Below are 24814 nucleotides of genomic sequence, written 5' to 3' on the forward strand. Positions count from 1 at the left end.
TGATTCAACTGCGGGACAGCCGATGCGGGGTTTAAGGATCAGAACACGGCTTCGCCGTTTTGCGCGCGTCCATCCGCGAATCCACTTTGCCGTCCGCTCGATCATGATCTTCATGGCAGCCTTTGGCGGCGCCTATGGATTTGTCATGGGTAGCCGGCGGGACGTTTCCGGCTACGATCCCCAAGCATTTGCCATGGGTGCAAGCTTCCTGTTCGCCCTCGCCTGCTTAGGGCTAGCTATTCAGAACATGCGGTTGCGTTGGATGAGGCAGAAAGTCCGCAGGATCGAACTGCACAACGAAGCGCTTGTGGACCGCAACTGGGAACTCAAGGAGGCGGAGGAACGCGCGCGCTTCCTGTTCGAATCCCAGACGGACTTGATCGTTCTGCGTGATAGCGACGGCCGGATCACGTCGGTCAATGACGCCTATTGCGCGCTCGCACAGAAGCCCCGCGAAGCCCTGATCGGAACCCTGTTCACCCTGCCGGTTCTGAAACAGGGAGATGCTGCCTTTGAGACCAACGGCGTGCGGATTCATGACCAGCAAATCGACACTGCATTGGGACCTCGCTGGATCGCATGGCGTGAAGGCCTGGTGCGCAGCGATGCAAATCGCGCGGCGGACCTGCAGTGCGTGGGACGCGACGTCACCGACCGCGCCGAAAGCGAGCGCGCACTGGCGGAGGCTCGCGACCTTGCCAACTCGGCCAATCGTGCAAAGTCGCGATTCCTGGCAATGGCATCGCACGAAATCCGCACGCCGCTGAACGGCATCATCGGCATGAGCGGTCTCTTGCTTGACACATCGCTCACGCCTGAACAGACGACGTATGTCAAAGCCGTCAAGACTTCAGGCGACGCCTTGCTGGCGCTGATCGAAGAGTTGCTGGATTTCTCGAAAATCGAAGCCGGCAAAATCGACATCGAACATCGGCCATTTGCCCTGGCTACGTTGATCGAAGACATTACGGAATTGCTGGCGCCTCGTGCGCAGGCGCGCAATCTCGAGATCGCCGCTTATGTCGACGAACGGCTGCCGTCCAAGGTTGTCGGCGATGCCGCGCGCCTGCGGCAGGTGCTGCTCAATCTCGCCGGTAATGCCATCAAGTTCACCACCACGGGCGGCGTGGCTCTGATTGTCGAACCAGGTATCTGGCCGGGAGAGATCAGTTTCCTCGTGCGCGATACCGGCATCGGCATCGCGCCGGACGCACAGCAGCGAATCTTCCAAGAGTTCGAGCAAGTGTCCCCGCGCAACTACAGCGGCACCGGCCTGGGATTGAGCATCAGCGAACGTCTGGTCAAGCGGATGGGTGGCCGGATTACGCTTGAAAGCGCAGAGGGTGCCGGCTCGACATTTGAGTTTTCGATTCCTCTCGCTGCGGATCCGAACAGCGACGCGGCGCCGGCCTTTATCGCGCCTAGCCTCACTGACAAGGCCGTCATGCTGGTGGCAACGCAGACCATCGAAGCGTCGTTGATCGCGCGACGGCTGGAGCGTTGGGGCGCACAGACCTGTACGGTTTCCGATCCCTTCATCGCCAAAGTCCTGCTGCCCGAGCGTTCGTGGCACGCGGTGCTTGTCGATCACATGATCGGCGAAACGGGCATGACAGCGATTTGCGAGACCGCGCTTTCTCATGCATCGCATCGCATCGCGATGTTCACTCCGGCCGGCCGGCATGAAATAGCGCCATCAACCATGGCTGCCTTTACGGGCTATTTGGTTAAACCGTTACGGGCGGCCTCGCTTGCTGCACGCCTCGCTCCGTTGTCACCAGCGCTGGTCCCGGAAATTCCAGGGCGGGATGACACAGAGATAGAAGTGCCAGCGCCAGTCGTCACCCCGCCCTCGAAAGCGCTTTCAGTTCTCGTGGCTGAAGACAACGAAATCAACGCACTTCTAATTCGTTCCCTTCTCAAGCGCCTCGGCCATCAATGCACTGTCGCAATCAATGGCGAGGAAGCACTGGAATCCTGGCTGGCGGCTGACTCCGCCGGCACCCCTTACGATGTGGTGCTGATGGATGTGCAGATGCCCAAACTCGACGGCATCGAAACAACCAAGCGAATTCGGGCGCGTGAAGCAGGCCGCGGTTCAAGAACGACCATCCTCGCATTAACCGCCAACACCTTGGTGGATGACCGTTATGCATGCTTCGAAGCCGGAATGGACGGCTTTCTCATCAAGCCGCTCGATCGCGATAAACTTGCCGATGCGCTCGCAGCCGTCAGAGCAAATGCGATGTCGCCACACAAGCCTTCCGTGACAGTCGTGTAACGACGGACGTCATAAATCCGTATCAGGACCGTGTTTATTCAAGCCTCACAGACTGCGCTTTCGCGATTCGAACAAGCGCGCGGTCAAGAGGAAGCCCATGCACGGGAATGGACCGGCTGGAACGAAGCCCGCCATCAAACTGAAATCTCGGCGCACTCCGATTCGAAAGCCGCTTGACGCCATTCGGCAGCATGCGCTGGTTCAGATGTTCAAACCTGAGAAGGCGAAGTTCGCAGCCACTGCTGCTGCGACCTGGTTGATGCCGGGTCTCCGTGGTGAAGGCATCGTCAGTCCATTCCAACCGTTTACACCCGCATCTGCGACCCTTGGCCGGATGGGTCCGCTCGAAGTGCGGCTTGCCCAGACCAAGGGCGACGTACGGCGCGCTCAGAAGCTGCGCTACAAGGTATTTTACAAAGACGGCTCGGCGATCGCCGATGCAGCAACCATGCTCGCACAGCGCGACAAGGATGCGTTCGACAAAATTTGTGACCACATCCTGGTCGTCGACCACGATGCCAAGCCGTCTCTCAGCGGCAAGCAACCCGTGGTCGGCACCTATCGGTTGCTGCGCCAGGACGTGGCTGAGCGTCATGGTGGCTTCTACACTGACGACGAATTCGACATTTCCGGCCTGATGGAACGGCATGCAGGTTTGAAGTTTCTGGAGCTTGGTCGCTCCTGCGTGCTTCCGCCCTATCGCACCAAGCGGACGGTCGAGCTGCTGTGGCACGGCGTGTGGAGCTACGTGCGGCGGCACAATCTCGACGTCATGATCGGCTGCGCCAGTTTCGAGGGTACCGATCCGGATCGCCTTGCCTTGCCGCTGTCGTTCCTGCACCATTTTGCACGCGCGCCTGAAGCATGGCGTGCGAGTGCGCATCCTTCGCGCCGTGTGGACATGAACCGGATTGCAAAGGACGACGTCGATACCAAGGCCGCCCTGAAGCAATTACCGCCTTTGATCAAAGGCTATTTGCGGATCGGGGCGTTCGTCGGCGATGGTGCCGTGGTGGATCATCAGTTCGGCACCACGGACGTGCTGATCGTGATGCCGGTTTCGTCCATCAGCGGACGTTACCTCGATCATTTTGGCGTCGACGCCACGCGGCACGCGGCATAACCCGCGCTCTGTTCACGACGCTCAATCGAGGCGGCAGGATTACAAACGCCGCAGCGACACGTTTTCGATGACGTGGTCACTGCCCTTTTTCAGGATCAGCGTTGCCCGCGGGCGTGTCGGCAGGATGTTTTCCTGCAAATTGACCAGATTGATCCCGTTCCACAGCGAAAGCGCCCTTTCGGTCGCCTCCTCATCGGACAGCTTCGCATAACGATTGAAATAAGAGCGTGGATCACGGAACGCCGTGTCGCGCAGCGTCAGGAAGCGTTCGACGTACCATTCGCGCAGGATGGGCTCTTCGGCGTCGATATAAACCGAGAAATCGAAGAAATCGGACACGAACGGTACCGCCTTGCCGTCACGCGGCAATCGCCCGGTCTGCAAGACGTTGACGCCTTCGACGATCAGGATGTCCGGCCGGTCAACTTCAACCCATTGATTGGGGACGATGTCGTAGGTCAGGTGCGAATAAATCGGAGCCTGCACCGGCCGTCGCCCGGCCTTGATGTCGGACAAAAACCCAAGAAGCGCAGGAAGATCGTAGCTTTCCGGAAAGCCCTTCCGCTGCATCAACCCTTCCCGTTCCAGCACTTCGTTGGGAAACAGGAATCCGTCAGTCGTCACCAGATCGACCTTGGGCTGCGGCGACCAGCGCGCCAGCAACGCCTGCAGCACGCGCGCAGTGGTCGATTTACCGACAGCCACCGATCCGGCGACACCGATGATGTAAGGCATCTTGCGGTCTTCGATGCCGAGGAAATGCCGTTGAGCCACGAACAACCGTTGCGCTGCCGCGACGTAGAAAGACAGCAAACGAGACAACGGTAGATAAATTTCCTCGACCTCCGCGATATCGAGGCGATCATGCATCGAATGCATCCGCGCGATTTCTTCGGCGGTGAGAGTCATCGGCATGTCTTCGCGCAACGCGGCCCACTGCGCGCGGGAGAAAACCCGGTACGGATTGTACTGGATCGGATTCTGCAGCTCGGCTCTCGCATCCATGAGCCAGGTTCCTTTTAACCCGAGCACGCGGCGTCCCATCCGCGTTGCCGACGATGACGTTAATCGCGCTTGCGCGCAGCTTTTTCCTCAAGTCCCGACATCTGCGTGCGCTGCGCAAGTGCAGCTTCGACTTCAGTCAACGTAATGCCGCGCGCCTTCAGCAGCACCAGCCAGTGGAAGACGAGATCGGCGCTTTCAGCGATCAGGTGCGCCCGGTCGTCTTCGACAGCAGCAATGACCGTCTCGATCGCTTCTTCACCGAACTTCTTGGCGCAGTGCTCCGCCCCCTTATCCAGGAGCTTTCGCGTATACGATGCCTCGCCACCCGAGGCTGCGCGGGTGTCGATGATGGTCGCAAGATCATGGATCGTGAAACTGGTCATGACGCGCTTTCTATCACTTCCACACCTCGGTAGGGAGCACAAAGTGCTGATCGAACTAGCCTTTTAGGGATCCAGCCGCATTGGCAGCCCGGAACGGACCATATGGTCCTTGGCTTCGCGAATGCTGAACTCACCAAAATGAAAAATGGACGCAGCCAGCACAGCGGTCGCATGGCCTTCGCGGATGCCCGCAACCAGATGATCGAGGTTGCCGACCCCGCCGGATGCGATGACCGGTACTTTGACGCTATCCGCAATGGCGCGGGTCAATGGGATATCGAAGCCCTGCCGAGTGCCATCGCGGTCCATCGAGGTCAGCAGGATCTCACCTGCTCCCAGCGATACCACTTCCTGTGCGTATTCGATGGCATCGATGCCGGTGGCTTTGCGTCCGCCATGGGTGAAGATTTCCCAGCGCTCCGACCCGCCTGCGCGTTTGACGCTTTTCGCGTCAATGGCGACGACGATGCACTGATCGCCGAACTTTTCAGCGGCTTCCTTGACGAATTCTCGGCGGCTGACTGCGGCGGAATTGATCGAGACCTTGTCAGCTCCGTAGTTCAGGAGCGTGCGAACATCGTCCACAGTCCGAACACCACCGCCGACTGTCAGCGGCATGAAGCAGGCTTCTGCCGTCCGCCGGACGACATCCAGCATCGTGCCGCGGTTTTCGTGAGTCGCATTGATATCGAGGAAGCAAAGCTCATCCGCGCCCGCGGCGTCATAGGCAATCGCCGCTTCAACCGGATCGCCGGCGTCGCGCAGGTCGACGAAGTTAATCCCCTTGACCACACGGCCGTCTTTGACATCGAGACAGGGAATGACACGAACCTTAAACATGATGCCGCCCTTTATGCCGCGGCCCGGGCATTGCGTATCAACGTCAATGCCTCGGCTGGATCGATACGGCCATCATAAAGCGCGCGTCCGGAGATAGCGCCCTCAAGCTTTTTGGCGCGTGGTGTCAGCAAAGCCTTCACGTCTTCGATCGAAGCGAGGCCACCCGACGCAATCACCGGAATCGAAATCGCATCGGCCAAAGCGATGGTCACATCGAGATTGAGACCTTTGAGCAAACCGTCGCGCGCGATGTCGGTGAAAATAATCGCTGCAACGCCGGCATCCTCAAACTGGCGCGCAATTTCCAGAACCGTAACGGTCGATGTTTCCGCCCAGCCTTCGACCGCAACCTTGCCATCACGTGCGTCGAGGCCAACTGCGACCTTCCCTGGAAACTTCTTCGCGGCCTCACGGACCAGCGCCGGATCACGTACCGCTGCGGTTCCGATGATGACGCGTGAGATGCCTTTGCTAAGCCACGCCTCCACGGTCGCAAGATCGCGAATGCCGCCACCAAGCTGAACGGGCATCTTCACGATCTTCAGCATCGCTTCGACGGCCTGGGCATTCATCGGCTTACCGGCAAATGCCCCATCCAGATCGACGACATGAAGATACTCGAAACCCTGTGTCTCGAACGTTTTTGCCTGCGCGGCTGGATCGAGATTGAAGACGGTGGCGCGCGCCATGTCGCCCTGTTCGAGGCGCACGCACTGGCCGTTCTTGAGATCAATCGCTGGAAAAAGAATCACGGCTTCCACTTGAGAAAGTTCGAGATCAAAGCAAGGCCGAAGCGCTGGCTCTTCTCCGGGTGAAATTGGGTGCCAATGGCAGTGTCCTTGGCGACAATCGCTGTGATCGGTCCGCCGTAGTCGGCACGGGCCACGACATCGACCTCATTTTTCGCATTCAAATGGTAGGAATGGACGAAATAAGCATGACGTCCTTTGTCGCCGAGCGGCAACCGCTCCAGCACTGGATGCTCGCGCAGAAGGTTGAGCGTATTCCAGCCCATATGTGGAATCTTGAGATTTTCCTCGCGCGGCGAAATCTTTTCCACGTCGCCAGAAACCCAGTTCAGTCCCGGCGTCGTAACGTATTCCTTGCCCTGCGTCGCCATCAGCTGCATGCCGACACAAATGCCGAAGAACGGCCGCGCCTTGTCGCGCACGACTTCAGTCATGGCATCGACCATGCCGTCGAGCGAATCGAGACCTTTGCGACAATCCGCGAAGGCGCCGACGCCGGGCAACACCACGCGATCCGCGCGAAACACCACATCGGGATCGCGCGTGACGACGACTTTCTCAGGATTCTCCATGGCGCGTGCGGCGCGCTCGAACGCCTTCGCCGCCGAATGCAAATTACCTGAGCCGTAGTCGATAATCGCAACGCTCACCGTGAAACTCCGGGCTCCGGAAACAATCCGATGACGTCTTGCTTGGATGTCAGAGACGCGTGCGGCATTGGGTGCAGAGGTCCATTGCCGCGGTCGTCACGCATGGAATGTTCAGTCCAGCGATCGAAGAAACGACGCTCGGCCTCTTCCTCGTTTTTGGCCACAACCACATCGAGCTGCCGCCACTTGCGGCGCGACAACTTCCATCGCCGCAACGACCCCGCCTCCAAGCCAATCAGCAGGGCAATGATCACAGCGACGAAAGCACGTGCACCGAAATCAAGACCGAACGAGCGAAGCACGATGCTCGACGCAATCGAGATCACCACATAGCCGAAAAGCGCCAGCCACAGGCGGTGCCAGATCAGCCAGAAAAACGAGAGGACGAATGCCCAAAAGTAGAAGCCGTCGCGCACGAACACGAGCCGGTCGGATGTGGTGCGCACGTCAACACCGTAACTCGCCGGTGCGTGAACTGTGTAAACCGCCATAACCTACTCCAAACCTTTACCCGTGCAGCGATCCACACAGATCGTGCTTTTCTTGTCGTTTAAAAAGAGACGTCCGCACATGCCCAGCATGCGCCGACAGATCAACCGCCAAGTTGTCCCTTGGTGGACGGCACCTCGCCCGCGGCCCGCGGGTCGATCGCAACAGCAGTCCGGAGTGCCCGCGCCAACCCCTTGAAGCAAGACTCCGCGATGTGATGGCTATTGTCGCCGTACAGCGTTTCGACATGTAGTGTCACGCCCGCATTCATTGCAAACGCGTTGAACCACTCCCGGACCAGCTCGGTGTCGAATTCGCCGATCTTGTCGCGCGGAAAGTCTGCCTTAAACACCAGAACCGGCCGCCCGGAGATATCGATCACGACACGCGTCAACGTCTCGTCCATCGGCATGTGAATACCCGCATAACGCGTGATGCCAGCCATGGTGCCGAGGGCCTGTTTCACAGCCTGCCCGAGTGCAATCCCGACATCTTCTGTGGTGTGGTGATAATCGACATGCAGGTCACCGTCGGCCTTGACGGTGATATCGATGCGCGAGTGCCGCGCGAGAAGGTCGAGCATATGGTCAAAGAAACCAATGCCGGTCGCGACATCGGACACGCCGGTGCCGTCCAGATTGACCGACACCTGGATGTCGGTTTCCTTGGTTTTGCGCTTGATGGTGGCCGTGCGCATGGGAAAGTGCTCTCCGGAGCCTGAAAGTGCGTCCTTTTAACAGGCACGTGACACCTTCGCTACTGCAGTATCAGGCGATTTTTGTCTGATATTTCAAATATGGTGACCGAATCGCGGGCAAGCTGGCCGATTGCAAGGGCCGCCGCGAACGCCTAGATCAGGCCGGTCAATGAGGTTTTACATGCAAGCATCACAGGCGGAACTCTGGCACGGCACCACCATTCTAACGGTCCGCAAGGGCGGCAAAGTGGTTATCGGCGGTGACGGACAGGTTTCCATCGGCCAGACGGTCATCAAATCCAACGCAAAAAAGGTTCGGAAGCTCGGCAAGGGCGACGTTATCGGCGGTTTCGCCGGTGCCACGGCGGACGCCTTCACGCTGTTCGAGCGCCTCGAAAACAAGCTTGAGCAGTATCCGGGGCAACTGACCCGCGCGGCAGTCGAGCTGGCGAAGGATTGGCGGACAGACCGCTATCTGCGCCGCCTGGAGGCCATGATGATTGTCGCTGACAAGGATGTCTCCCTGGTACTGACCGGCACAGGTGACGTTCTGGAACCCGAGCACGGTGTGATGGCGATCGGCTCCGGCGGTAACTATGCCCTGGCGGCTGCGCGCGCGCTGGCGGATTCGGACAAGGATGCCGAAACCATCGTGCGGCGCTCGCTCGATATCGCCGCTGATATTTGCGTCTACACCAATCGCAACTTGACGATCGAAACGCTGACAACCGGCTGATGCAGGCTGCGCGCTATCAGTTTGAACCAATGACGGCGGACGACCTGCCGTTGATCAAGCGCTGGCTGAGCATGCCTCATGTTGCGCAGTGGTGGGACGGGGCTGACGAGTTTGAACTGGTAAGCGGAGATCTTGGTCATCCTGATATGGCGCAATTCATTGTCGCGTGTGATGGAAAGCGGTTCGCGTATTTGCAGTGCTACAATCTGAGCGCGTGGAATACCGGTTTTGGTTCCCATCCCCAAGGCACGCGTGGCCTTGACCAGTTTGTCGGTGAAGCGAACATGCTTGACCGTGGCCATGGCTCCGCCCTCATCCGCGAATTCACTGAGCAACTGTTTGCGCAAGGGACGCCACGCGTCGTGATTGATCCCGATCCCACCAACGCACGCGCAATTAGAGCCTATGAAAAAGCCGGCTTTCGCCGTAGCAACATTGTCGATACGCCCGACGGGCCCGCACTTCTGATGGTACGCAATCCATGACTGACTTTTCTCCTCGCGAAATCGTTTCCGAACTCGACCGCTTCATCGTCGGCCAGGCTGACGCCAAGCGCGCGGTATCAATTGCTCTGCGCAACCGCTGGCGCCGGCAGCAACTGACCGGGTCTTTGCGCGAGGAAGTGCTGCCGAAGAATATTTTGATGATCGGCCCGACCGGCGTCGGCAAAACCGAGATTGCCCGGCGGCTCGCCAAACTCGCGGGTGCTCCCTTCATCAAGGTCGAAGCCACGAAGTTCACAGAAGTCGGTTACGTGGGTCGCGACGTCGAACAGATGATCCGCGATCTCGTCGAGGTTGCGATTCTCCAGACCCGCGAACGCAAGCGCAAGGACGTTCAGGCCAAGGCGCAGCTCGCCGCCGAAGAACGCGTGCTGGATGCGCTCGTTGGCGCCAACGCCAGCGCATCCACCCGCGATTCGTTTCGTAGGAAACTGCGTGCCGGAGAACTCAACGACAAGGAAATCGAAATCGAAACGCAGTCCTCCGGTGGCACCCCAATGTTCGAGATTCCCGGCATGCCCGGCGCACAAGTCGGCGCGATCTCGATCGGCGATATCTTCGGCAAGATGGGTGGCCGCACCAAGACGCGCCGTCTCTCCGTGACGGATTCACATGAAGTGCTCGTCAATGAGGAAAGCGACAAGCTGCTTGACAACGATCAGTTGACGCAGGAGGCCATCCAGGCGGTTGAGAACAACGGCATCGTCTTTCTGGATGAAATCGACAAGATTTGCGTGCGTGATGGCGCGCGCGCCGGTGACGTCTCCCGCGAAGGTGTACAGCGCGATCTGTTACCCCTGATTGAAGGCACTACGGTTTCCACAAAGCATGGCGCCGTAAAAACAGACCATATCTTGTTCATTGCGTCCGGCGCCTTCCACATCGCCAAACCGTCCGATCTGCTGCCGGAATTGCAGGGGCGCCTGCCAATCCGCGTCGAGTTGCAGGCGCTGACGCGGGACGATTTGCGCAGGATCCTCACCGAGCCGGAGGCCTCCCTGATCAAGCAATATGTAGCGCTGATGCAAACCGAAGGCGTTACGCTTGAGATCACGGATGATGCGATTGACGCGCTCGCCGACGTCGCAGTCGCAGTCAACTCCACCATCGAAAATATCGGAGCGCGGCGGCTGCAAACCGTGATGGAACGAGTGCTGGATGAAATTTCATTCGTCGCCCCTGACCGCAACGGCGAGACTATCCGCATCGATGCCGACTACGTGACGAAGCATGTTGGCGATCTCGCCAAGAACGCCGATCTCAGCCGGTTTATTCTGTAAGTCAGAAGCGACAGGGTGACGCCGTCGTGCGCAGCGACGCTGCGATTACGTCACCTTGTCCGACGTACGCGGACGTAAAGCGCGCCCTCACCGCCATGACCGATATGGGCTTCCTCGAAGCCGACGACGAGGTGGCGGAATTCCGGCAGGCCAAGCCATTGCGGCACATGGCGGCGAAGAATTCCGCGCTCCGATTCGGGGCCTGTCGTTCGCCCCTTCCCGGTGATTACAAGCACGAACGTCATGCCGTTGGCATGGGCATGGTGCAGGAAGTTCAGCAACGCGCGATGCGCCCTTGTCTGCGTCATGCCGTGAAGATCAAGCCGCGCATCGATGTCTTTTCGACCGCGCGACAATTGTGAGCGCTCACGGCGCCCGATCGGCGCTAGCGGCGGCGGAGCCGCGGGAGGCGTGACCACTTTTGCCGGCACTGCTGCGATCGGTTTTGACATTCGCGGAGCTTGTGCGACCTCGGCTGTTTCAGCCACAATTTCTGCGGAGACTGCTACCATCCGGGGCCTCTTCCGGAGTGGTTTGATTTGTTTAGCCACGTGTTCCCACAATGCAGCCTCCTCGCCGCTCAACGTTCGTTTGCGGCGAAGTGGTGAAGGTGCGGTAAGGACGGGTGGCCGTTTCTTCTTCATTGGCGGGAGCGATACCGACGGTGGTGCCGTGCGCGCTGCGGCGGCGCATCGGATTTTGCTTCCGCCTCCAGGGCACTTGCCGATACAGCTTTCGGCCGCGCCTCGGGCAACGGCACGGTCTTGCCACGCGCGCTTGGATCAAGACTCTTCGGCAGCAGCATCACGAAGTTTGCCGGATTTTTCAGCCGGCCTGCAATGCGGCCAGCTTCAGCGCCGGCACCAAAGTAGAGATCCGCTCTCGCCGGTCCGATGATCGCCGATCCCGTATCCTGCGCGACCATCAGACGATGAAACGGCGTGTTCGGCGCATCGGATTCGATCGGCAGCTTACCGGAAATGAAGAACGGTGTGCCGTAGACGTGCAATGATTTATCGACAGCAATCGACCGGCCAGCCGTCAATGGCACACCTTGAGCACCAACCGCTTCGTCATCTTTCGACAACGCAACCTCGCGGAAGAAAACATACGACCGATTCTGCCGGCGCAGTTCTTTTGCGGCGTCGGGATTCTGGTCCATGTACTCGCGAATGCGCTGCATCGACATTTGGTCTTTTGGCACGATATTGCGGTCAATCAGAACCCGGCCGACCGGTGTATAGGGATAACCATTATGCGCTTCGTAGTTGATACGCACCATCGATCCGTCTTCCAGATGGATACGGGCTGATCCCTGGATCTGAATGAACAATAGATCGGTCTGGCTCTTTAACCAGACCACTTCCAGGCCGCGGCCGGCGATAGCACCATCCTCGATCTCCCCACGATCGTAGTAAGGCACCAGCTTGCGGCGGCCGATCTTTCGGAACACCTGGCCTTTGTTCGGCAAACTCGTGGAGTCTTGCGAAAATCCGCGCACAAACAGATTCGAAGGACGGCGATAAACAGGGACGTTATAGACCTCGGTTTGGACACGCGAGCCATCGACAATCGGCTCATAGTAGCCCGTCACAAAGCCCGCATCTTCGCCGATGCGGGAGATCTGCAGCGGGATAAATTGTTGCTCGAAAAATTCGCGAGCTTTAGTGGTGTCGGAAATCGTCGTTGCGCGCGCCAATTTGCACGGTTCAAGCAGTGAGTTGCCGAGTGCCTTGATCTCAGTTGGTGGAACGGTTTGTGCGACAATCGGCTTGCAGCTTGCGCGGAAGGTTTTGAAGGCCGGTAGCGGATCATCGTCAGCCCATCCGCTGACTTCGCTCCATTTGAGCGGGGCATATTGGCCACCCGGAATTTCGAGCGGCCAAAGAACGGGACCGTGGTAACGGTGATGGTATTCGGATTGCGCGGCGTGATGGCGAACAGGCTTCGCATCCGCAACGAAGGGCAGACTTACGACGGCGGCAGCGTATAGCCAGGAATAGGCATAAGAAATCCGCGCGATAGGCGCGGATGTCTTCTTACTGCCCGCTTTCCGTCCCAACCAATTTCCAGTTTGGATCACGCGAGGAGATGTCACGGGCGAATGTCCAGATATCTGTGACATCGGTGAGCTTCTCCGGGTTGCCATCCACAACGGTGCCAGCCTTGTCGCGCGTCGCCGAGATCATCTGAGACACGAAGCGAACCGTAACCTGCGCCGAGCGATCGCGCATTTCCGCGCCGACAATGTCGGCCTTGTCGATTGACGCAAAGCGGGTCTCGACTTTTTCGCCGCGCTGCTCACGTTCCTTTATCGCGGCGTCGAAACCTTCGTAAACCTCAGACGAAAGCAGATCCTTTAGTGCACGACGATCGCCATTTGCAAATGCCAGCACGATCATTTCATAGGCACTCTTCGCGCCCGAAATGAAGTGACGGGCGTCGAACGACGCATCGGTGGCAACGATCTGATCAAGTCCCTTAGCGAGCGCAGATCCGGTTTCTGCGATTCCTTTCCAGCGGTCCTGCGCTGGCGTCTCTTCTTCCGATGGAGCAATGGGGGCTTGATCGAGAACCTTGCCCGGCATTGGCACCACGTTATCCGGGGCGCCACGCAGCACATCACGGGCAGCCCGATCATAAGGCGGGCGTTCGTCACCGGTGCGTTGTCCCAGAACGTTGCGCAGCCGCAGAAAGATGAAGACGGCCAGAGCCAGAAAAATGATGGTGTAAATGTCCACGTCGCGTTCACTTTCTGATCGGTGCCGGAGCGCCACTTTGGACCTTCCGAGCGACGGAAGGAACATCGGGCTCTGCCAATACCATGTAGGCACGAAATCGGGTCAAGCCAACACCGCCATATGCCGCGCTTTCGGGGAAGCCCAAAAGCTAGGTTAAGGGCAACTTATCGCGGTAATTCAGAGGGATTTTAGCCGATCCGGCGGCCCCGGCCAACCTTGGTGGCCCAGTTTCGGATCGATCATCCTTGTCGAATGCGGCAAGCCTATGATAGCCACTCGCCCCGACAAGGGAGACGTTGCCGCTTTCAAGACACGATCGAAGGGCGTCTGGTCGGCGGATCAAATCTTCCGTTCTTGTCTTCCGTTCCTGGCGGGGGCCTGTCGAGGCGATCCGCTTTCACCGCTCTCGGAGAATTATCATGACCAATGGCAACGGCGCACCTCTCGAGAATGCGGCTCCGCCCCAACTCAACGTCCTGGCCCAATACGTCAAGGATCTGTCATTCGAAAATCCAAATTCGCCGAATTCGCTTGCTCCGCGGGAGACACAGCCGGCGATCAACATCCAGATCAACGTCACTGCTAAGGCTCTCGCCGAGAACGACTACGAGGTGGCCCTTGCCATCGAGGGTAAGGCAGAGGCCGAAGGCGCACTCCTGTTCGGCTTCGAACTCATTTACGCCGGTGTCTTCCGCGTGCTGAACGTGGATCAGGAAAATCTGCACCCGCTGATCATGATCGAGTGCCCGCGGCTCCTGTTCCCCTTCGCGCGCGAAATCGTCGCGTCGTCGGTGCGGAACGGCGGCTTCCCGCCCATGATGCTGGATCCGGTGGACTTTGTTGGCCTCTATCGCCAGAACATGTCCCGCCAGGCCGAACAGATCCGGCCGAGCTAACGACTAGCCTATTCGGGCGCCGCCTCTTTTAAATACTCGTTCCAAATCGGATTGCCGCCACCCAGCGTTGTAATAAACGCAGCGTGTGCGGCAATGTCGTCTTCGGTGACGCGGGGGGCGAGCGGCACATCCCGTTGCCGGCGCGGAGTATCGACCTGGCCGACGGTGAAAGACACTCGCGTTTCCGCAAGAATGAATTGCGACTGCCGGGCCCCGATCAGGTCGATATAGACTTCAGCCAAAAGTTCGGCGTCGAGCAGAGCGCCGTGTTTCGTTCGGCGGGAATTGTCGATCGAATAGCGCGAACACAGGTCATCCAGCCGGTTTGACACGCCGGGATGCTTGCGGCGCGCCAGTGTGAGGGTGTCGACGAGACGCTCACGTGGAATGGCGGCGCGTGACACCCGATCCAGTTCCGCGTTGATGAAGCCGATGTCGAACGACGCGTTGTGAATCACCAACGGCGCTTCGCCAATGAAATCGAGAAATTCCTGGACGACAGCGGCAAAAAGCGGCTTGTCTGCGAGAAACTCGCTCGAAAGGCCATGCACCGCAAAGGCCTCCTGCGGCATGTCTCGCTCGGGATTAATATAGACGTGAAACGTCTGTCCGGTCGGCATGTGGTTGACCATCTCAACACAGCCGATTTCAACGAGGCGATCGCCGCGCAGCGGATCGAGGCCTGTGGTTTCGGTATCGAGAACGATTTCACGCATGATCTATTTGGACCAATTTCGAATCAGCTTCGCCGTTGCGGCATTTTAACAACCTGATCAAGGATTTCACGAATTCGCAGCCTGACCGGGTCCAGTCCGTGTGACGTATCCACCACGAAGTCCGCCCGCTTCCGCTTTTCCCCGTCAGGCAACTGGCGAGCCAGGATTGCGTCCAGCTTGTCCGGGGTCATGTTTTCTCGCGCGAGAATTCGCTCCCGCTGAATTTCAGGCGCGGTCGTTACCACGACCACCGCATCGACCCGCTTTTCCCCGCCCGTTTCAAACAGCAACGGCACATCCAGCACCGCTACCGGGGCTCCGGCTTTTTCCGCATCGCTCAGGAATTTCTGCTGATGGCTGCGCAACATCGGATGCACAATGCCTTCAAGTCGCTTCATAGCCTCGGCGTTGTTCACGACCATGGCGGATAGCTTTTGCCGATCGACTTTGCCGTTCGCGGTGCTGCCTGGAAACGCGGCCTCGACCGCGGGGACGGCCTCACCTTCATAGATTTTATGGACGGTTGCATCAGCGTCGTAGACAGGCACCCCGGCTTCTTCAAACAGCTTTGCCGTGGTGGATTTCCCCATCCCAATCGATCCGGTCAAACCAAGCAGCAACATCAAGAACTCTCTAAATTAGACAGCCAGCAGGTTCTTGCTCCGAAGAAAGGCAAGTAACGGCAGCAGCGGTAGTCCTAGAATCGTGAAATGATCGCCATCGATGCGATCAAACAAATTCACACCGACACCCTCGAGCTGATAGGCACCCACGCTCTTGGTCACGGCATCACCTGTTAGCTCGACGTATTCAGCGATCTGATCGTTCGTCAAAGAACGCATGGTCATGCGCGCGACGCTCACATGCGAGAACAAAAGCTCGCCATTCTTCACGACACTCACAGCACTGTGGAGTTCATGAACGTTTCCCGAAAGTATGCAGATCTGTTCAATAGCTGCAGCGGAGTTCACGGGCTTGCTGAAAAACCGATCGCCAAGCGCCAATGTCTGGTCAGCGCCGACAACATACTGATCTTTGGTTTTTGCCGATACGTGCCTGGCTTTCTCGGTAGCCAGCAGAGCGGCAATTTTACCAGGATCCTTCAGACCGGACGATTGCTGAGTTCCGCGCTCGTCGATATCTGCCGGGATGCAGGCAATCGACAGCCCGGCATTCGCGAGCAGCATGCGGCGTGCTGCACTTTGAGACGCCAGAACGAGCGGTTTTTGTTCAAGCCAGATCGACATGATTATCCATCAGTTCTTCTGACGCTGACGATCGGCAAGCAGCTTCATCACGGCGGCAGCAGTCTCCTCGATCGAGCGACGCGTAACATCCAGCAATGGCCAGTCGTATTTGGCGCTAAGCTTGCGGGAAAACGCAACCTCATCCGTCACCGACTGGCGATCGATATAGGAATCATCGCCTGTTTTCGCGCCGATCCCGAGCAACCGGTTTTGACGAATCTGGATCAAGCGCTCGGGCGTCGCATGCAGGCTGACAACAAGCGGCTTCTTTAATGTCTCGAGCTGATGCGGGATAGGAATGCCGGGCACCAATGGGACATTGGCTGTCCGGACCCCACGATTGGCAAGATAAATAGAAGTTGGTGTTTTTGAGGTTCGCGACACACCGACAAGAACGACGTCAGCCTCCTCCAGGCCTTCGACGTGCTGCCCATCGTCATGCATCATCGAATAATTCAGCGCATCGATACGTTTGAAATACTCAGCATTAAGTGTGTGCTGGGCACCGACCCGGCGCGAGGTCTCAGTGCCGAGGTAAGCCTGAAACAACTGCATCACCGGACCAATGATCGACAGGCTGGGAATATTGATTTCCTGACACTTCGCTTCGAGCCGCTCCACAAGATCCTTTTCCAGGAGGGTGAAGAGAACGATGCCGGGCGCTTCCTCGATCTCTGCGAGGACGCGATCAAGCTGCTTCTGGCTGCGGATCAGCGGATAGACGTGCTCCACCGGGGAGACGTTGGAATATTGCGCGGTGACGGCGCGCGCGACGGTGATCAGCGTTTCTCCGGTCGAATCGGAGATCATATGGAGATGAAAATAACTCCCGGTGGTGGGCACCATATCAACTCGATTCCCGCTTTGACGCCGTCGCTCCCATTGTGAATCGCTGTGAATCCCTGTGGGGACTTCGACCTCGATCGGACCGCGCGAAGGCGCGCCCGGGATAACGCGATATTTCATTCACAGCCGTGATTTCGGGATGAAATCAGACAGTAACATTTATGGTAGCGAGCTTATGTGGATTTGTCTTGGATTAATGGCGGACAGAGCAGGGCAAGGCATTGAAACAATCCACTTTTTCGCTGGACCGTTTCTCAAATCAACTGCGGGCATAAAGTCGCCGCATGTGGATGATTGCGGAATAAGAGGAGGATCGAATTGCGCGGACACTAATCACGGTCACTTAGACTCAAACTTAAGAATCTAAAAGATTCATTAAGGAAGTTGTGCCCTGCGGATAGACCTTGCATGAGGTCACCCATTGGTGCTCAACGTCTTCTGGGTCGGATTGGTTCCGCCAGCCATTTGCCCAAACCGCGTGTCGACATTTCTAGCTTGGCAAAGCAGGCAAGAGCACTTCGCAATGTATGAATGGATCAAGGCACTCCATGTGATTGCGGTCATATCCTGGATGGCCGGTATGCTCTATCTGCCGCGGCTGTTTGTTTATCATTGTGAAGCTGAGATCGGCTCCAAGCAGTCCGAGACGTTCAAGATCATGGAACGGCGGCTGCTGAAGGCGATCATCAATCCGGCCATGATCGTCACCTGGCTCGCCGGCCTGTGGCTGGTCTGGCAGGGTCATTGGTACAAGGCGGGCTGGTTTCACGCTAAATTTGCACTGGTGTTGGCGATGTCGGCCGTCCATGGCTTTCTGAGCGCACGCGTGCGGGATTTTGCCGCTGATAAAAATACCCGAAATCAGAAATTTTACCGTATAATCAATGAAGTACCTACGGTCCTCATGATTGCGATCGTGATTTTGGTGATTGTGAAGCCGTTTTAATCCTCGCCGGCCGATGATCGTCTTGCGTCCCAGCGGCCTATTTTCTATATTTGTCCCATCCCACCGAACGCAGGCGGATGCGGTAGAGTCGCGGTTTTATTGTTGGACCGGACGCCGCATCAGGTTCGAAGCCTCCCGGCACCTTCCTTGCTCAAGACCTGCGGACTTCTCGTCGTTTTTGTTGTCCGTATGTCGTCAGCAAACTGAACCTTCTCTTGCTCCTTCCCCTCTCTGTTTCTCTCCACAGGACGATCCCAATGCGGGAAATCAAACTACAAGACCTCAAAGCAAAAACCCCGGCGGAGCTTGTCTCATTCGCCGAAGAACTCGGGGTCGAAAATGCCAGCACCATGCGCAAGCAGGAGCTGATGTTCGCCATTCTCAAACAACTCGCTATCCAGGAAACCGACATTATCGGTGAGGGTGTTGTCGAGGTTCTCGCCGACGGCTTCGGCTTCTTGCGGTCATGGGACGCGAATTACCTCCCTGGCCCGGACGATATCTATGTTTCGCCGTCGCAGATTCGCCGTTTCGGTCTTCGCACCGGTGACACGATTGAGGGTCACATCCGCAGCCCGAAAGAGGGCGAGCGTTACTTTGCGCTGTTGAAGGTCAACACGCTGAATTTCGAAGATCCGGAGAAGTCGAAGCACAAGGTCAATTTCGACAACCTGACGCCGCTGTTTCCCGATCAACGGTTCAAGCTCGAGCTCGATGATCCGACGCGCAAGGATTTGTCGACCCGGGTCATCGATATCGTAGCGCCTATTGGTAAAGGCCAGCGCGCACTTATCGTTGCGCCGCCGCGCACGGGTAAGACCGTGCTGATGCAGAACATTGCGCACGCGATTACGGCCAATCATCCGGAATGCTATCTCATCGTTCTTCTGATCGATGAGCGTCCGGAAGAAGTCACCGACATGCAGCGTTCAGTGAAGGGTGAGGTGGTTTCATCGACGTTTGATGAACCTGCGGTGCGCCACGTTCAGGTCGCCGAGATGGTGATCGAGAAGGCCAAGCGTCTCGTCGAACACGGACGCGACGTCGTCATCCTGCTCGATTCGATCACGCGTCTTGGCCGCGCCTACAACACAGTCGTGCCGTCATCCGGCAAGGTGTTGACCGGCGGTGTTGACGCGAACGCGCTTCAACGTCCGAAGCGTTTCTTCGGTGCGGCGCGTAACATCGAGGAGGGCGGTTCGCTGACAATTATTGCGACTGCACTGGTCGATACGGGCAGCCGCATGGACGAAGTGATTTTCGAAGAGTTCAAGGGCACGGGTAACTCCGAACTCATTCTTGATCGCAAGGTCTCGGACAAGCGCACGTTCCCAGCGATCGATATTTCACGCTCGGGCACCCGCAAGGAAGAGCTCATCACCGATCCGCAGTTGCTCAAGAAGATGTACGTCCTTCGCCGCATCCTCAATCCGATGGGCACCATGGACGCCATCGACTTCCTCTTGGACAAGCTCCGCAATACCAAGAACAACTCGGAATTCTTCGAGTCCATGAACACCTGATCCACGCGATCGCGGACCGGACTTATTTCGAGTCCGGTCCGCGGCCCGTGGTCAAAACCTGCCGCAGCAGCAACGCTGATATCAATTATATGCAGCGCAGCAATTTCAATGCTGCACCCATTGTGCAACGATATTGCATCGCACAATTTTAGACTTAATCCTCTGATTGGATTTTGATTGCGCACCGACTGTCGCTTCGACAAATAAGCGCAATGCTTTCTCCCAGCCAAACCATCTTCGCTTTATCGTCTGGCCGCGCGCCAACGGCGATTGCCGTTATTCGCTTATCCGGACCACAGGCGCGTGTGGCGGTCGAAAGCCTCTGCGGAAAAATTCCCGCACCTCGGGTCGCTCACCTCGCAACATTGCGAAACGCGAATCATGAGTCGATTGATGAGGGCGTGGTGCTGTGGTTTCCGGGACCGCGCAGCGTGACGGGCGAAGACGTCGCCGAGTTTCAAGTCCACGGCGGCCGCGCCGTCATTGCGGCAATGTTCGAGGCGCTCGGAAAAATTGAAGGATTGCGACCTGCCGAACCCGGCGAATTCACACGCCGCGCATTTGAAAATGGCAAGCTCGATCTCACTGAGGCTGAGGGCCTCGACGACCTGATCCACGCCGACACCGATCGACAGCGGCGCCAGGCGCTTCGTCAATTGAAGGGACTACTCGGCAACCACGCGCGTGACTGGCGGGAGCAGATCATCAAGGCGTCGGCGATGGTTGAAGCGGCGATCGATTTCTCCGACGAGGGTGACGTGCCTGACGATCTCATCGGACCAGCGAAGGAGAGGGTGAATCGTCTGCTCGGCGAGATCGAGGGCGTATTGGCCGTAGGCGGGCGGAGCGAGCGTCTACGCGACGGGCTCGTTGTGGCAATTGCGGGCGCTCCCAATGTTGGCAAGTCGACCCTGATGAATGCGCTGGCCCGGCGCGATGTTGCGATCGTTTCACCACATGCTGGGACCACGCGCGATATCATCGAAGTGCATCTTGATCTCGATGGCTATTCCGTAACCCTGATCGATACCGCTGGCATCCACGACACGTTGGATCCGATCGAGCAGGAGGGAATACGACGCGCCCGAGCGCGGGCTGCCGACGCTGATTTGATTTTCTGGCTCGTTGATGGCCGCACGGCTGAAGGGGACGTCGGATCGAAAGCGACAGAGCGGGACGAAGCGGTTGCGAATGATCCGGATCGCGTTTGGACCATCCGCAATAAACTCGACGATGTGATGAGCGGCGCAATGATCACCCCAGCTGAGCAGCCGGTCTTTTCAATCTCGGCCAAGAACGGGCGGGGCCTTTCCGAACTGACGGACCGGCTGGTCCAGTTTGCCTCTTCTCACTTTGACGATGAGGTTTCGCTGATCACCCGAGCACGTCATCGGACGCTCCTTCAGGACGCGGCGGACGCCTTGGGTCGGGCTTTTCGTATGAGGGAAGAACCCGAGTTGATTGCCGAGGAACTTCGAATAGCGATTCACTCGTTAGGGCGTCTGACCGGGCGGGTAGACGTTGAAGACATCCTCGATTCGATCTTTCGGGACTTTTGCATTGGCAAGTAAGCTCGCTGTTTCACGTGAAACAAGGTGGGAGCATCTGATGGGGTGTTTCACGTGAAACATCTCCCGGACCCTTCACTTTGTTTCACGTGAAACGGCTCGGTCAGTAGTTCTGACTTTGAGCTTTTACAGTTGCGCGATAGAACACCGATCAATCATGCAAAATTCATTCGATGTCATCGTGATCGGGGGAGGCCACGCCGGCTGTGAAGCCGCGGCTGCTTCCGCGCGCATGGGCGCCAAGACGGCCCTTGTGACCCATCAATTCGCAACTGTCGGCGCCATGTCCTGCAATCCGGCGATCGGGGGCCTTGGAAAAGGGCACCTCGTTCGTGAAATCGATGCCCTGGACGGCTTAATGGGTCGTATGGCGGACCAGGGCGGCATTCAGTTCCGGGTTTTGAACCGCCGGAAGGGTCCGGCGGTCCGCGGTCCGCGGGCTCAGATTGATCGGAAGCTTTACGCTGCGGCTATGCAGGCGGAAGTCCGCCAGACTCCCAATCTTTCCGTGATTGAGGGCGAGGCGGACGAGTTTCTTCTCACTGATGGTCGAATCTGCGGACTTCGCCTTGGCGATGGTCGGGAACTCGCCACAGCCGCGATTGTCGTCACCACGGGGACGTTCCTGCGGGGTTTGATTCACCTGGGAGAGCGGAATTGGCCGGCCGGGCGGGTCGGCGAGGCGCCAGCGATGGGACTGTCAAAGTCTTTCGAGGCTGTCGGGTTTACCCTGGGCCGCCTGAAGACAGGGACTCCGCCCCGGCTCGATGGTTCAACGATCAACTGGTCCGCGGTGGAAATGCAGCCCGGAGACGATCCGATTGAGCCGTTTTCGGTCCTGACCGCTCAAATTACGACCCCTCAGATCGAATGCGGGATTACCCGCACGACCGATGCGACCCATGAGATCATTCGGGCCAATGTGCACCGATCACCGATGTATTCCGGGCAGATCAAGAGCACGGGTCCACGGTATTGTCCTTCGATCGAGGACAAGATCGTCCGGTTTGGCGATCGGGACGGCCATCAGATCTTTCTGGAGCCGGAAGGGCTCGACGATACGACTGTCTACCCCAATGGGATCTCGACTTCTTTGCCTGAAGAGGTCCAGCTAGCGATCTTGGCCACGATTCCAGGGCTGGAGCAGGTCAAAATGGTCCGCCCGGGCTACGCCATCGAATACGATCACGTTGATCCGCGGGAATTGAACCCAACGCTACAGACCAAGCGGGTGCCGGGATTGTTCCTGGCTGGGCAGATCAATGGCACGACCGGATATGAAGAGGCGGCTGCTCAGGGCCTGGTGGCTGGTCTGAACGCGGCTTTGCTGGCCGGCGGTGGTCAGCCCGTCGTATTTGACCGGGCTCATGGCTATCTGGGCGTCATGATCGACGATCTGACATCCCGCGGCATCACCGAGCCGTATCGGATGTTTACGTCGCGGGCGGAGTACCGTTTGACCCTGCGGGCAGACAACGCCGATCAACGTCTGACCGATCGTGGCATTACCTTGGGATGCGTTGGTGCGGAGCGGGCGGGTTTTCATGCTGCGAAGATCTCCGCACTCGGCGAGGCGAAGTCTCTGGCGAAGTCTCTGTCGGTGACGCCCAATGAAGCTGCGAAGTATGGCCTTGCACTCAACCGCGACGGTCAGCGTCGCTCAGCTTTCGAGTTGCTGGCTTATCCGGAGATTGGTTGGGCCGAAGTCACTAAGATTTGGCCTCAGCTTAACGAGATCGATCCGGGCATCGCGACCCATCTGGAGATCGATGCCAAATACGATGTCTATCTGTCCCGGCAGGCGGCTGATGTGGAAGCCTTTCGGCGCGATGAAGGCCTGGTTCTGACTGATGTAGATTACAGCGCCGTGCCGGGGCTCTCGAACGAAGCGCGCCACAAGCTCGAAAGCATCCGCCCCCGGACGATTGGCCATGCGGCTCGCATTGAAGCTATGACGCCAGCAGCTTTGGCCATCCTCGCAGCGTATCTGCGCCGCGAAGCGCGCCGCACACCTGCAGCCTCGGCCTGAGGGTAGGGCCCATGGCCAAATCATCTTCTATCCAGCTCCCGTCGATTTCGTCTGGAGATAAGGCCGCTGCTTTAGCGCTGACGCCTGTTTCACGTGAAACGGAGGAGCGGCTCGATCGCTATGTCGATCTGCTGGTGGAGTGGCAGGCAAAGACCAATCTTATAGCGCCGTCCACGCTCCCGACTCTTTGGACCCGGCATGTATCCGATTCCCTTCAACTCCTCGCTCTGGCACCCAAGGCCCGGACGTGGGTCGATCTCGGCAGTGGCGGTGGCTTTCCCGGCGTCGTGTTGGCTTGCGCGATGGCTGAGCATGAGGGTGCTACGGTCCATCTCGTCGAGCGGAACGCAAAGAAGGCCGCATTTCTGCGCGAGGCTCTGCGAATCACCAACGCAGCTGGCACGATTCATCCGGCTGATATCGGGGATTATGTGGATAGTTTGAGTACGCCGGTGGATTGCGTCACCGCCCGTGCACTCGCTCCTCTACATATGCTCTTGGACTACGTTGAACCCCTCATGAGGAATGGCGCGAAAGCACTGTTTCTGAAGGGACAAGATGTAGAGTCAGAATTGACTGAAGCCACTAAATACTGGAATATCAACCCACACCTACATCCCAGCCGAACAGGCGGACAAGGCTGGATCGTCGAGCTTGAGACCATCGAGCGCCGATAAATCGTCCGTTCAAGAGATATGGCCACGCAAATGATTGATATGAATGGGGTTTTTCAGGGCGACGCGCCAGAAGGCACACCGGGCCGCCCACGTATCCTCGCTCTAGCCAACCAGAAGGGCGGCGTCGGCAAAACAACTACTGCGATCAACCTAGGCACAGCGCTCGCGGCTATCGGCGAACGCGTGCTGATCGTTGATCTCGATCCTCAGGGTAATGCCTCGACCGGACTGGGCATCGATCGCCGCAATCGCAATTGCTCCACCTACGACGTTCTGGTGGGTGAGGCCAAGTTGCGCGAAGCGATCATTCCGACCGCGGTCCCACGACTTCACATCGCTGCTTCCACGATGGACCTCTCGGGTCTTGAGCTTGAACTGGGAACAACACACGGTCGCGCGTTTCGTCTCCGCGATGCAATTGCCGAACTGAACATCGGCATCGAAGCCGAATCTGCTTACACGTACGTGCTGATCGATTGCCCGCCGTCGCTCAATTTGATCACCGTCAATGCCATGGCGGCGTCGCATGCGATCCTCGTCCCGCTGCAGTGCGAGTTCTTTGCACTCGAAGGTTTGTCGCAACTGCTGCAGACCGTCGAACAGGTGCGTTCGACTCTGAACCCCGGACTGACCATTCACGGCATCGTTCTGACGATGTTCGATTCGCGCAACAACCTCTCAAATCAAGTTGTCGCCGATGTGCGTCAGTTCATGGGCAGCAAGGTTTACGACACGATGATCCCGCGTAACGTCCGCATTTCGGAAGCGCCGTCCTACGGCAAGCCGGTGTTGGTGTACGATCTCAAGTGTGTCGGAAGTGAAGCTTATCTCAAGCTCGCGACTGAAGTGATTCAGCGCGAGCGGGAATTGCGTACGCACTGAGCTGACC

General features: G+C 58.0%; 26 protein-coding genes. 12 read left to right on the forward strand and 14 right to left on the reverse strand.

Features of this window, described 5'->3' with window-relative positions; translation table 11 throughout:
* Positions 1-22: 22 nt before the first annotated feature.
* Positions 23-2281, forward strand: a complete 2259-nt coding sequence (locus ACZ5C3_RS00750) for a response regulator (protein WP_464044432.1) — start codon at positions 23-25, stop codon at positions 2279-2281.
* Positions 2282-2378: 97 nt separating this feature from the next.
* Positions 2379-3404, forward strand: coding sequence for a l-ornithine N(alpha)-acyltransferase (gene olsB, locus ACZ5C3_RS00755; protein ID WP_464034525.1), 1026 nt, complete (start codon positions 2379-2381; stop codon positions 3402-3404).
* Positions 3405-3443: 39 nt separating this feature from the next.
* On the opposite strand, the gene coaA is transcribed toward olsB, so the two are convergent.
* From coaA to hisB, 7 genes are all read right to left on the reverse strand, one after another.
* A complete protein-coding gene (gene coaA, locus ACZ5C3_RS00760; protein ID WP_464034527.1) occupies positions 3444-4409 on the reverse strand; it encodes a type I pantothenate kinase in 966 nt (321 codons plus the stop codon).
* A 59-nt stretch (positions 4410-4468) separates the two neighbouring features.
* Positions 4469-4792, reverse strand: coding sequence for a phosphoribosyl-ATP diphosphatase (locus ACZ5C3_RS00765; protein WP_464034529.1), 324 nt, complete (start codon positions 4790-4792; stop codon positions 4469-4471).
* 63 nt (positions 4793-4855) lie between these two features.
* Positions 4856-5632 (reverse strand): imidazole glycerol phosphate synthase subunit HisF, encoded by a 777-nt coding sequence (hisF, locus tag ACZ5C3_RS00770; RefSeq protein WP_464034530.1) that lies wholly within the window; start codon positions 5630-5632, stop codon positions 4856-4858.
* Between the two features lie 11 nt (positions 5633-5643).
* Positions 5644-6384, reverse strand: coding sequence for a 1-(5-phosphoribosyl)-5-[(5-phosphoribosylamino)methylideneamino]imidazole-4-carboxamide isomerase (hisA, locus tag ACZ5C3_RS00775; RefSeq protein ID WP_464034531.1), 741 nt, complete (start codon positions 6382-6384; stop codon positions 5644-5646).
* On the reverse strand, positions 6381-7031 hold the full coding sequence (gene hisH / locus ACZ5C3_RS00780; protein WP_464034533.1) for an imidazole glycerol phosphate synthase subunit HisH: 651 nt from the start codon (positions 7029-7031) through the stop codon (positions 6381-6383). Before hisH ends, hisA begins: the two co-directional genes overlap by 4 nt.
* Positions 7028-7522, reverse strand: a complete 495-nt coding sequence (locus tag ACZ5C3_RS00785) for a DUF2628 domain-containing protein (RefSeq protein WP_464034535.1) — start codon at positions 7520-7522, stop codon at positions 7028-7030. Before ACZ5C3_RS00785 ends, hisH begins: the two co-directional genes overlap by 4 nt.
* 101 nt (positions 7523-7623) lie before the next feature.
* The gene (gene hisB / locus ACZ5C3_RS00790; protein WP_464034537.1) at positions 7624-8217 is read right to left on the reverse strand and encodes an imidazoleglycerol-phosphate dehydratase HisB; all 594 of its coding nucleotides are present in this window, start codon (positions 8215-8217) and stop codon (positions 7624-7626) included.
* Between the two features lie 181 nt (positions 8218-8398).
* Between hisB and hslV the strand changes: the two genes are divergently transcribed.
* The 3 genes from hslV to hslU are packed head-to-tail and all read left to right on the forward strand — an operon-like array spanning position 8399 to position 10736.
* The gene (gene hslV, locus ACZ5C3_RS00795) at positions 8399-8953 is read left to right on the forward strand and encodes an ATP-dependent protease subunit HslV (protein ID WP_464044433.1); all 555 of its coding nucleotides are present in this window, start codon (positions 8399-8401) and stop codon (positions 8951-8953) included.
* Positions 8953-9438, forward strand: a complete 486-nt coding sequence (locus tag ACZ5C3_RS00800; RefSeq protein WP_464034540.1) for a GNAT family N-acetyltransferase — start codon at positions 8953-8955, stop codon at positions 9436-9438. Before hslV ends, ACZ5C3_RS00800 begins: the two co-directional genes overlap by 1 nt.
* Positions 9435-10736: an ATP-dependent protease ATPase subunit HslU gene (hslU, locus tag ACZ5C3_RS00805; RefSeq protein ID WP_464044434.1), complete on the forward strand. Its 1302-nt coding sequence runs from the start codon at positions 9435-9437 to the stop codon at positions 10734-10736. Before ACZ5C3_RS00800 ends, hslU begins: the two co-directional genes overlap by 4 nt.
* A gap of 50 nt (positions 10737-10786) precedes the next feature.
* Here the strand turns inward: hslU and ACZ5C3_RS00810 are convergent, their stop codons facing one another.
* Genes ACZ5C3_RS00810 through ACZ5C3_RS00820 form a run of 3 tightly spaced genes read right to left on the reverse strand, consistent with a single transcriptional unit; the run spans position 10787 to position 13477 of the window.
* Positions 10787-11380 (reverse strand): Smr/MutS family protein, encoded by a 594-nt coding sequence (locus ACZ5C3_RS00810; protein WP_464034544.1) that lies wholly within the window; start codon positions 11378-11380, stop codon positions 10787-10789.
* The gene (mltA, locus tag ACZ5C3_RS00815; RefSeq protein WP_464034546.1) at positions 11377-12861 is read right to left on the reverse strand and encodes a murein transglycosylase A; all 1485 of its coding nucleotides are present in this window, start codon (positions 12859-12861) and stop codon (positions 11377-11379) included. The genes ACZ5C3_RS00810 and mltA overlap by 4 nt, the downstream gene beginning before the upstream one ends.
* Positions 12776-13477, reverse strand: a complete 702-nt coding sequence (locus tag ACZ5C3_RS00820) for a Tim44/TimA family putative adaptor protein (RefSeq protein ID WP_464044435.1) — start codon at positions 13475-13477, stop codon at positions 12776-12778. The genes mltA and ACZ5C3_RS00820 overlap by 86 nt, the downstream gene beginning before the upstream one ends.
* Positions 13478-13896: 419 nt before the next feature.
* On the opposite strand from ACZ5C3_RS00820, the gene secB reads away from it, so the two are divergent.
* Positions 13897-14373: a protein-export chaperone SecB gene (secB, locus tag ACZ5C3_RS00825; protein WP_464044436.1), complete on the forward strand. Its 477-nt coding sequence runs from the start codon at positions 13897-13899 to the stop codon at positions 14371-14373.
* 8 nt (positions 14374-14381) lie between these two features.
* Here secB and dnaQ read toward each other — a convergent pair whose 3' ends face one another.
* The 4 genes from dnaQ to ACZ5C3_RS00845 are packed head-to-tail and all read right to left on the reverse strand — an operon-like array spanning position 14382 to position 17182.
* Complete coding sequence (dnaQ, locus tag ACZ5C3_RS00830; RefSeq protein ID WP_464034548.1) at positions 14382-15089, reverse strand: DNA polymerase III subunit epsilon; 708 nt, start codon at positions 15087-15089, stop codon at positions 14382-14384.
* Positions 15090-15112: 23 nt separating this feature from the next.
* A complete protein-coding gene (gene coaE, locus ACZ5C3_RS00835) occupies positions 15113-15712 on the reverse strand; it encodes a dephospho-CoA kinase (protein ID WP_464034550.1) in 600 nt (199 codons plus the stop codon).
* Between the two features lie 15 nt (positions 15713-15727).
* A complete protein-coding gene (locus ACZ5C3_RS00840) occupies positions 15728-16336 on the reverse strand; it encodes a Maf family nucleotide pyrophosphatase (RefSeq protein ID WP_464034552.1) in 609 nt (202 codons plus the stop codon).
* A gap of 9 nt (positions 16337-16345) precedes the next feature.
* Positions 16346-17182, reverse strand: a complete 837-nt coding sequence (locus ACZ5C3_RS00845) for a pyruvate, water dikinase regulatory protein (protein ID WP_464044437.1) — start codon at positions 17180-17182, stop codon at positions 16346-16348.
* Positions 17183-17705: 523 nt separating this feature from the next.
* Between ACZ5C3_RS00845 and hemJ the strand changes: the two genes are divergently transcribed.
* The 6 genes from hemJ (at position 17706) to ACZ5C3_RS00875 (ending at position 24807) form a co-directional block, all read left to right on the forward strand.
* Positions 17706-18128 carry a protoporphyrinogen oxidase HemJ gene (hemJ, locus tag ACZ5C3_RS00850; RefSeq protein ID WP_464034554.1) on the forward strand — a complete coding sequence of 141 codons (423 nt, stop codon included), beginning with the start codon at positions 17706-17708 and terminating at the stop codon, positions 18126-18128.
* Between the two features lie 257 nt (positions 18129-18385).
* Positions 18386-19651: a transcription termination factor Rho gene (gene rho, locus ACZ5C3_RS00855; RefSeq protein WP_424628806.1), complete on the forward strand. Its 1266-nt coding sequence runs from the start codon at positions 18386-18388 to the stop codon at positions 19649-19651.
* A 212-nt stretch (positions 19652-19863) separates the two neighbouring features.
* Positions 19864-21222, forward strand: coding sequence for a tRNA uridine-5-carboxymethylaminomethyl(34) synthesis GTPase MnmE (gene mnmE / locus ACZ5C3_RS00860; protein WP_464044438.1), 1359 nt, complete (start codon positions 19864-19866; stop codon positions 21220-21222).
* A gap of 154 nt (positions 21223-21376) precedes the next feature.
* Positions 21377-23248, forward strand: coding sequence for a tRNA uridine-5-carboxymethylaminomethyl(34) synthesis enzyme MnmG (mnmG, locus tag ACZ5C3_RS00865; RefSeq protein WP_464044439.1), 1872 nt, complete (start codon positions 21377-21379; stop codon positions 23246-23248).
* A gap of 11 nt (positions 23249-23259) precedes the next feature.
* Positions 23260-23925, forward strand: a complete 666-nt coding sequence (rsmG, locus tag ACZ5C3_RS00870; protein ID WP_464034556.1) for a 16S rRNA (guanine(527)-N(7))-methyltransferase RsmG — start codon at positions 23260-23262, stop codon at positions 23923-23925.
* Positions 23926-23964: 39 nt separating this feature from the next.
* A complete protein-coding gene (locus ACZ5C3_RS00875) occupies positions 23965-24807 on the forward strand; it encodes a ParA family protein (protein ID WP_464038462.1) in 843 nt (280 codons plus the stop codon).
* The last annotated feature ends 7 nt before the right edge of the window (positions 24808-24814 follow it).

Source organism: Afipia dichlorophenoxyacetatis, assembly GCF_055386385.1.

Bases quoted from the DNA above. Each gene is read 5' to 3' on its own strand.
- ACZ5C3_RS00750 (WP_464044432.1), top strand. From the start codon at position 23: ATGCGGGGTTTAAGGATCAGAACACGGCTTCGCCGTTTTGCGCGCGTC.
- olsB (WP_464034525.1), top strand. From the start codon at position 2,379: ATGCACGGGAATGGACCGGCTGGAACGAAGCCCGCCATCAAACTGAAA.
- coaA (WP_464034527.1), bottom strand. From the start codon at position 4,409: ATGGATGCGAGAGCCGAGCTGCAGAATCCGATCCAGTACAATCCGTAC.
- ACZ5C3_RS00765 (WP_464034529.1), bottom strand. From the start codon at position 4,792: ATGACCAGTTTCACGATCCATGATCTTGCGACCATCATCGACACCCGC.
- hisF (WP_464034530.1), bottom strand. From the start codon at position 5,632: ATGTTTAAGGTTCGTGTCATTCCCTGTCTCGATGTCAAAGACGGCCGT.
- ACZ5C3_RS00785 (WP_464034535.1), bottom strand. From the start codon at position 7,522: ATGGCGGTTTACACAGTTCACGCACCGGCGAGTTACGGTGTTGACGTG.
- hisB (WP_464034537.1), bottom strand. From the start codon at position 8,217: ATGCGCACGGCCACCATCAAGCGCAAAACCAAGGAAACCGACATCCAG.
- hslV (WP_464044433.1), top strand. From the start codon at position 8,399: ATGCAAGCATCACAGGCGGAACTCTGGCACGGCACCACCATTCTAACG.
- ACZ5C3_RS00800 (WP_464034540.1), top strand. From the start codon at position 8,953: ATGCAGGCTGCGCGCTATCAGTTTGAACCAATGACGGCGGACGACCTG.
- hslU (WP_464044434.1), top strand. From the start codon at position 9,435: ATGACTGACTTTTCTCCTCGCGAAATCGTTTCCGAACTCGACCGCTTC.
- ACZ5C3_RS00810 (WP_464034544.1), bottom strand. From the start codon at position 11,380: ATGAAGAAGAAACGGCCACCCGTCCTTACCGCACCTTCACCACTTCGC.
- mltA (WP_464034546.1), bottom strand. From the start codon at position 12,861: ATGTCACAGATATCTGGACATTCGCCCGTGACATCTCCTCGCGTGATC.
- secB (WP_464044436.1), top strand. From the start codon at position 13,897: ATGACCAATGGCAACGGCGCACCTCTCGAGAATGCGGCTCCGCCCCAA.
- dnaQ (WP_464034548.1), bottom strand. From the start codon at position 15,089: ATGCGTGAAATCGTTCTCGATACCGAAACCACAGGCCTCGATCCGCTG.
- coaE (WP_464034550.1), bottom strand. From the start codon at position 15,712: ATGTTGCTGCTTGGTTTGACCGGATCGATTGGGATGGGGAAATCCACC.
- ACZ5C3_RS00840 (WP_464034552.1), bottom strand. From the start codon at position 16,336: ATGTCGATCTGGCTTGAACAAAAACCGCTCGTTCTGGCGTCTCAAAGT.
- ACZ5C3_RS00845 (WP_464044437.1), bottom strand. From the start codon at position 17,182: ATGGTGCCCACCACCGGGAGTTATTTTCATCTCCATATGATCTCCGAT.
- hemJ (WP_464034554.1), top strand. From the start codon at position 17,706: ATGTATGAATGGATCAAGGCACTCCATGTGATTGCGGTCATATCCTGG.
- rho (WP_424628806.1), top strand. From the start codon at position 18,386: ATGCGGGAAATCAAACTACAAGACCTCAAAGCAAAAACCCCGGCGGAG.
- mnmE (WP_464044438.1), top strand. From the start codon at position 19,864: ATGCTTTCTCCCAGCCAAACCATCTTCGCTTTATCGTCTGGCCGCGCG.
- mnmG (WP_464044439.1), top strand. From the start codon at position 21,377: ATGCAAAATTCATTCGATGTCATCGTGATCGGGGGAGGCCACGCCGGC.
- rsmG (WP_464034556.1), top strand. From the start codon at position 23,260: ATGGCCAAATCATCTTCTATCCAGCTCCCGTCGATTTCGTCTGGAGAT.
- ACZ5C3_RS00875 (WP_464038462.1), top strand. From the start codon at position 23,965: ATGAATGGGGTTTTTCAGGGCGACGCGCCAGAAGGCACACCGGGCCGC.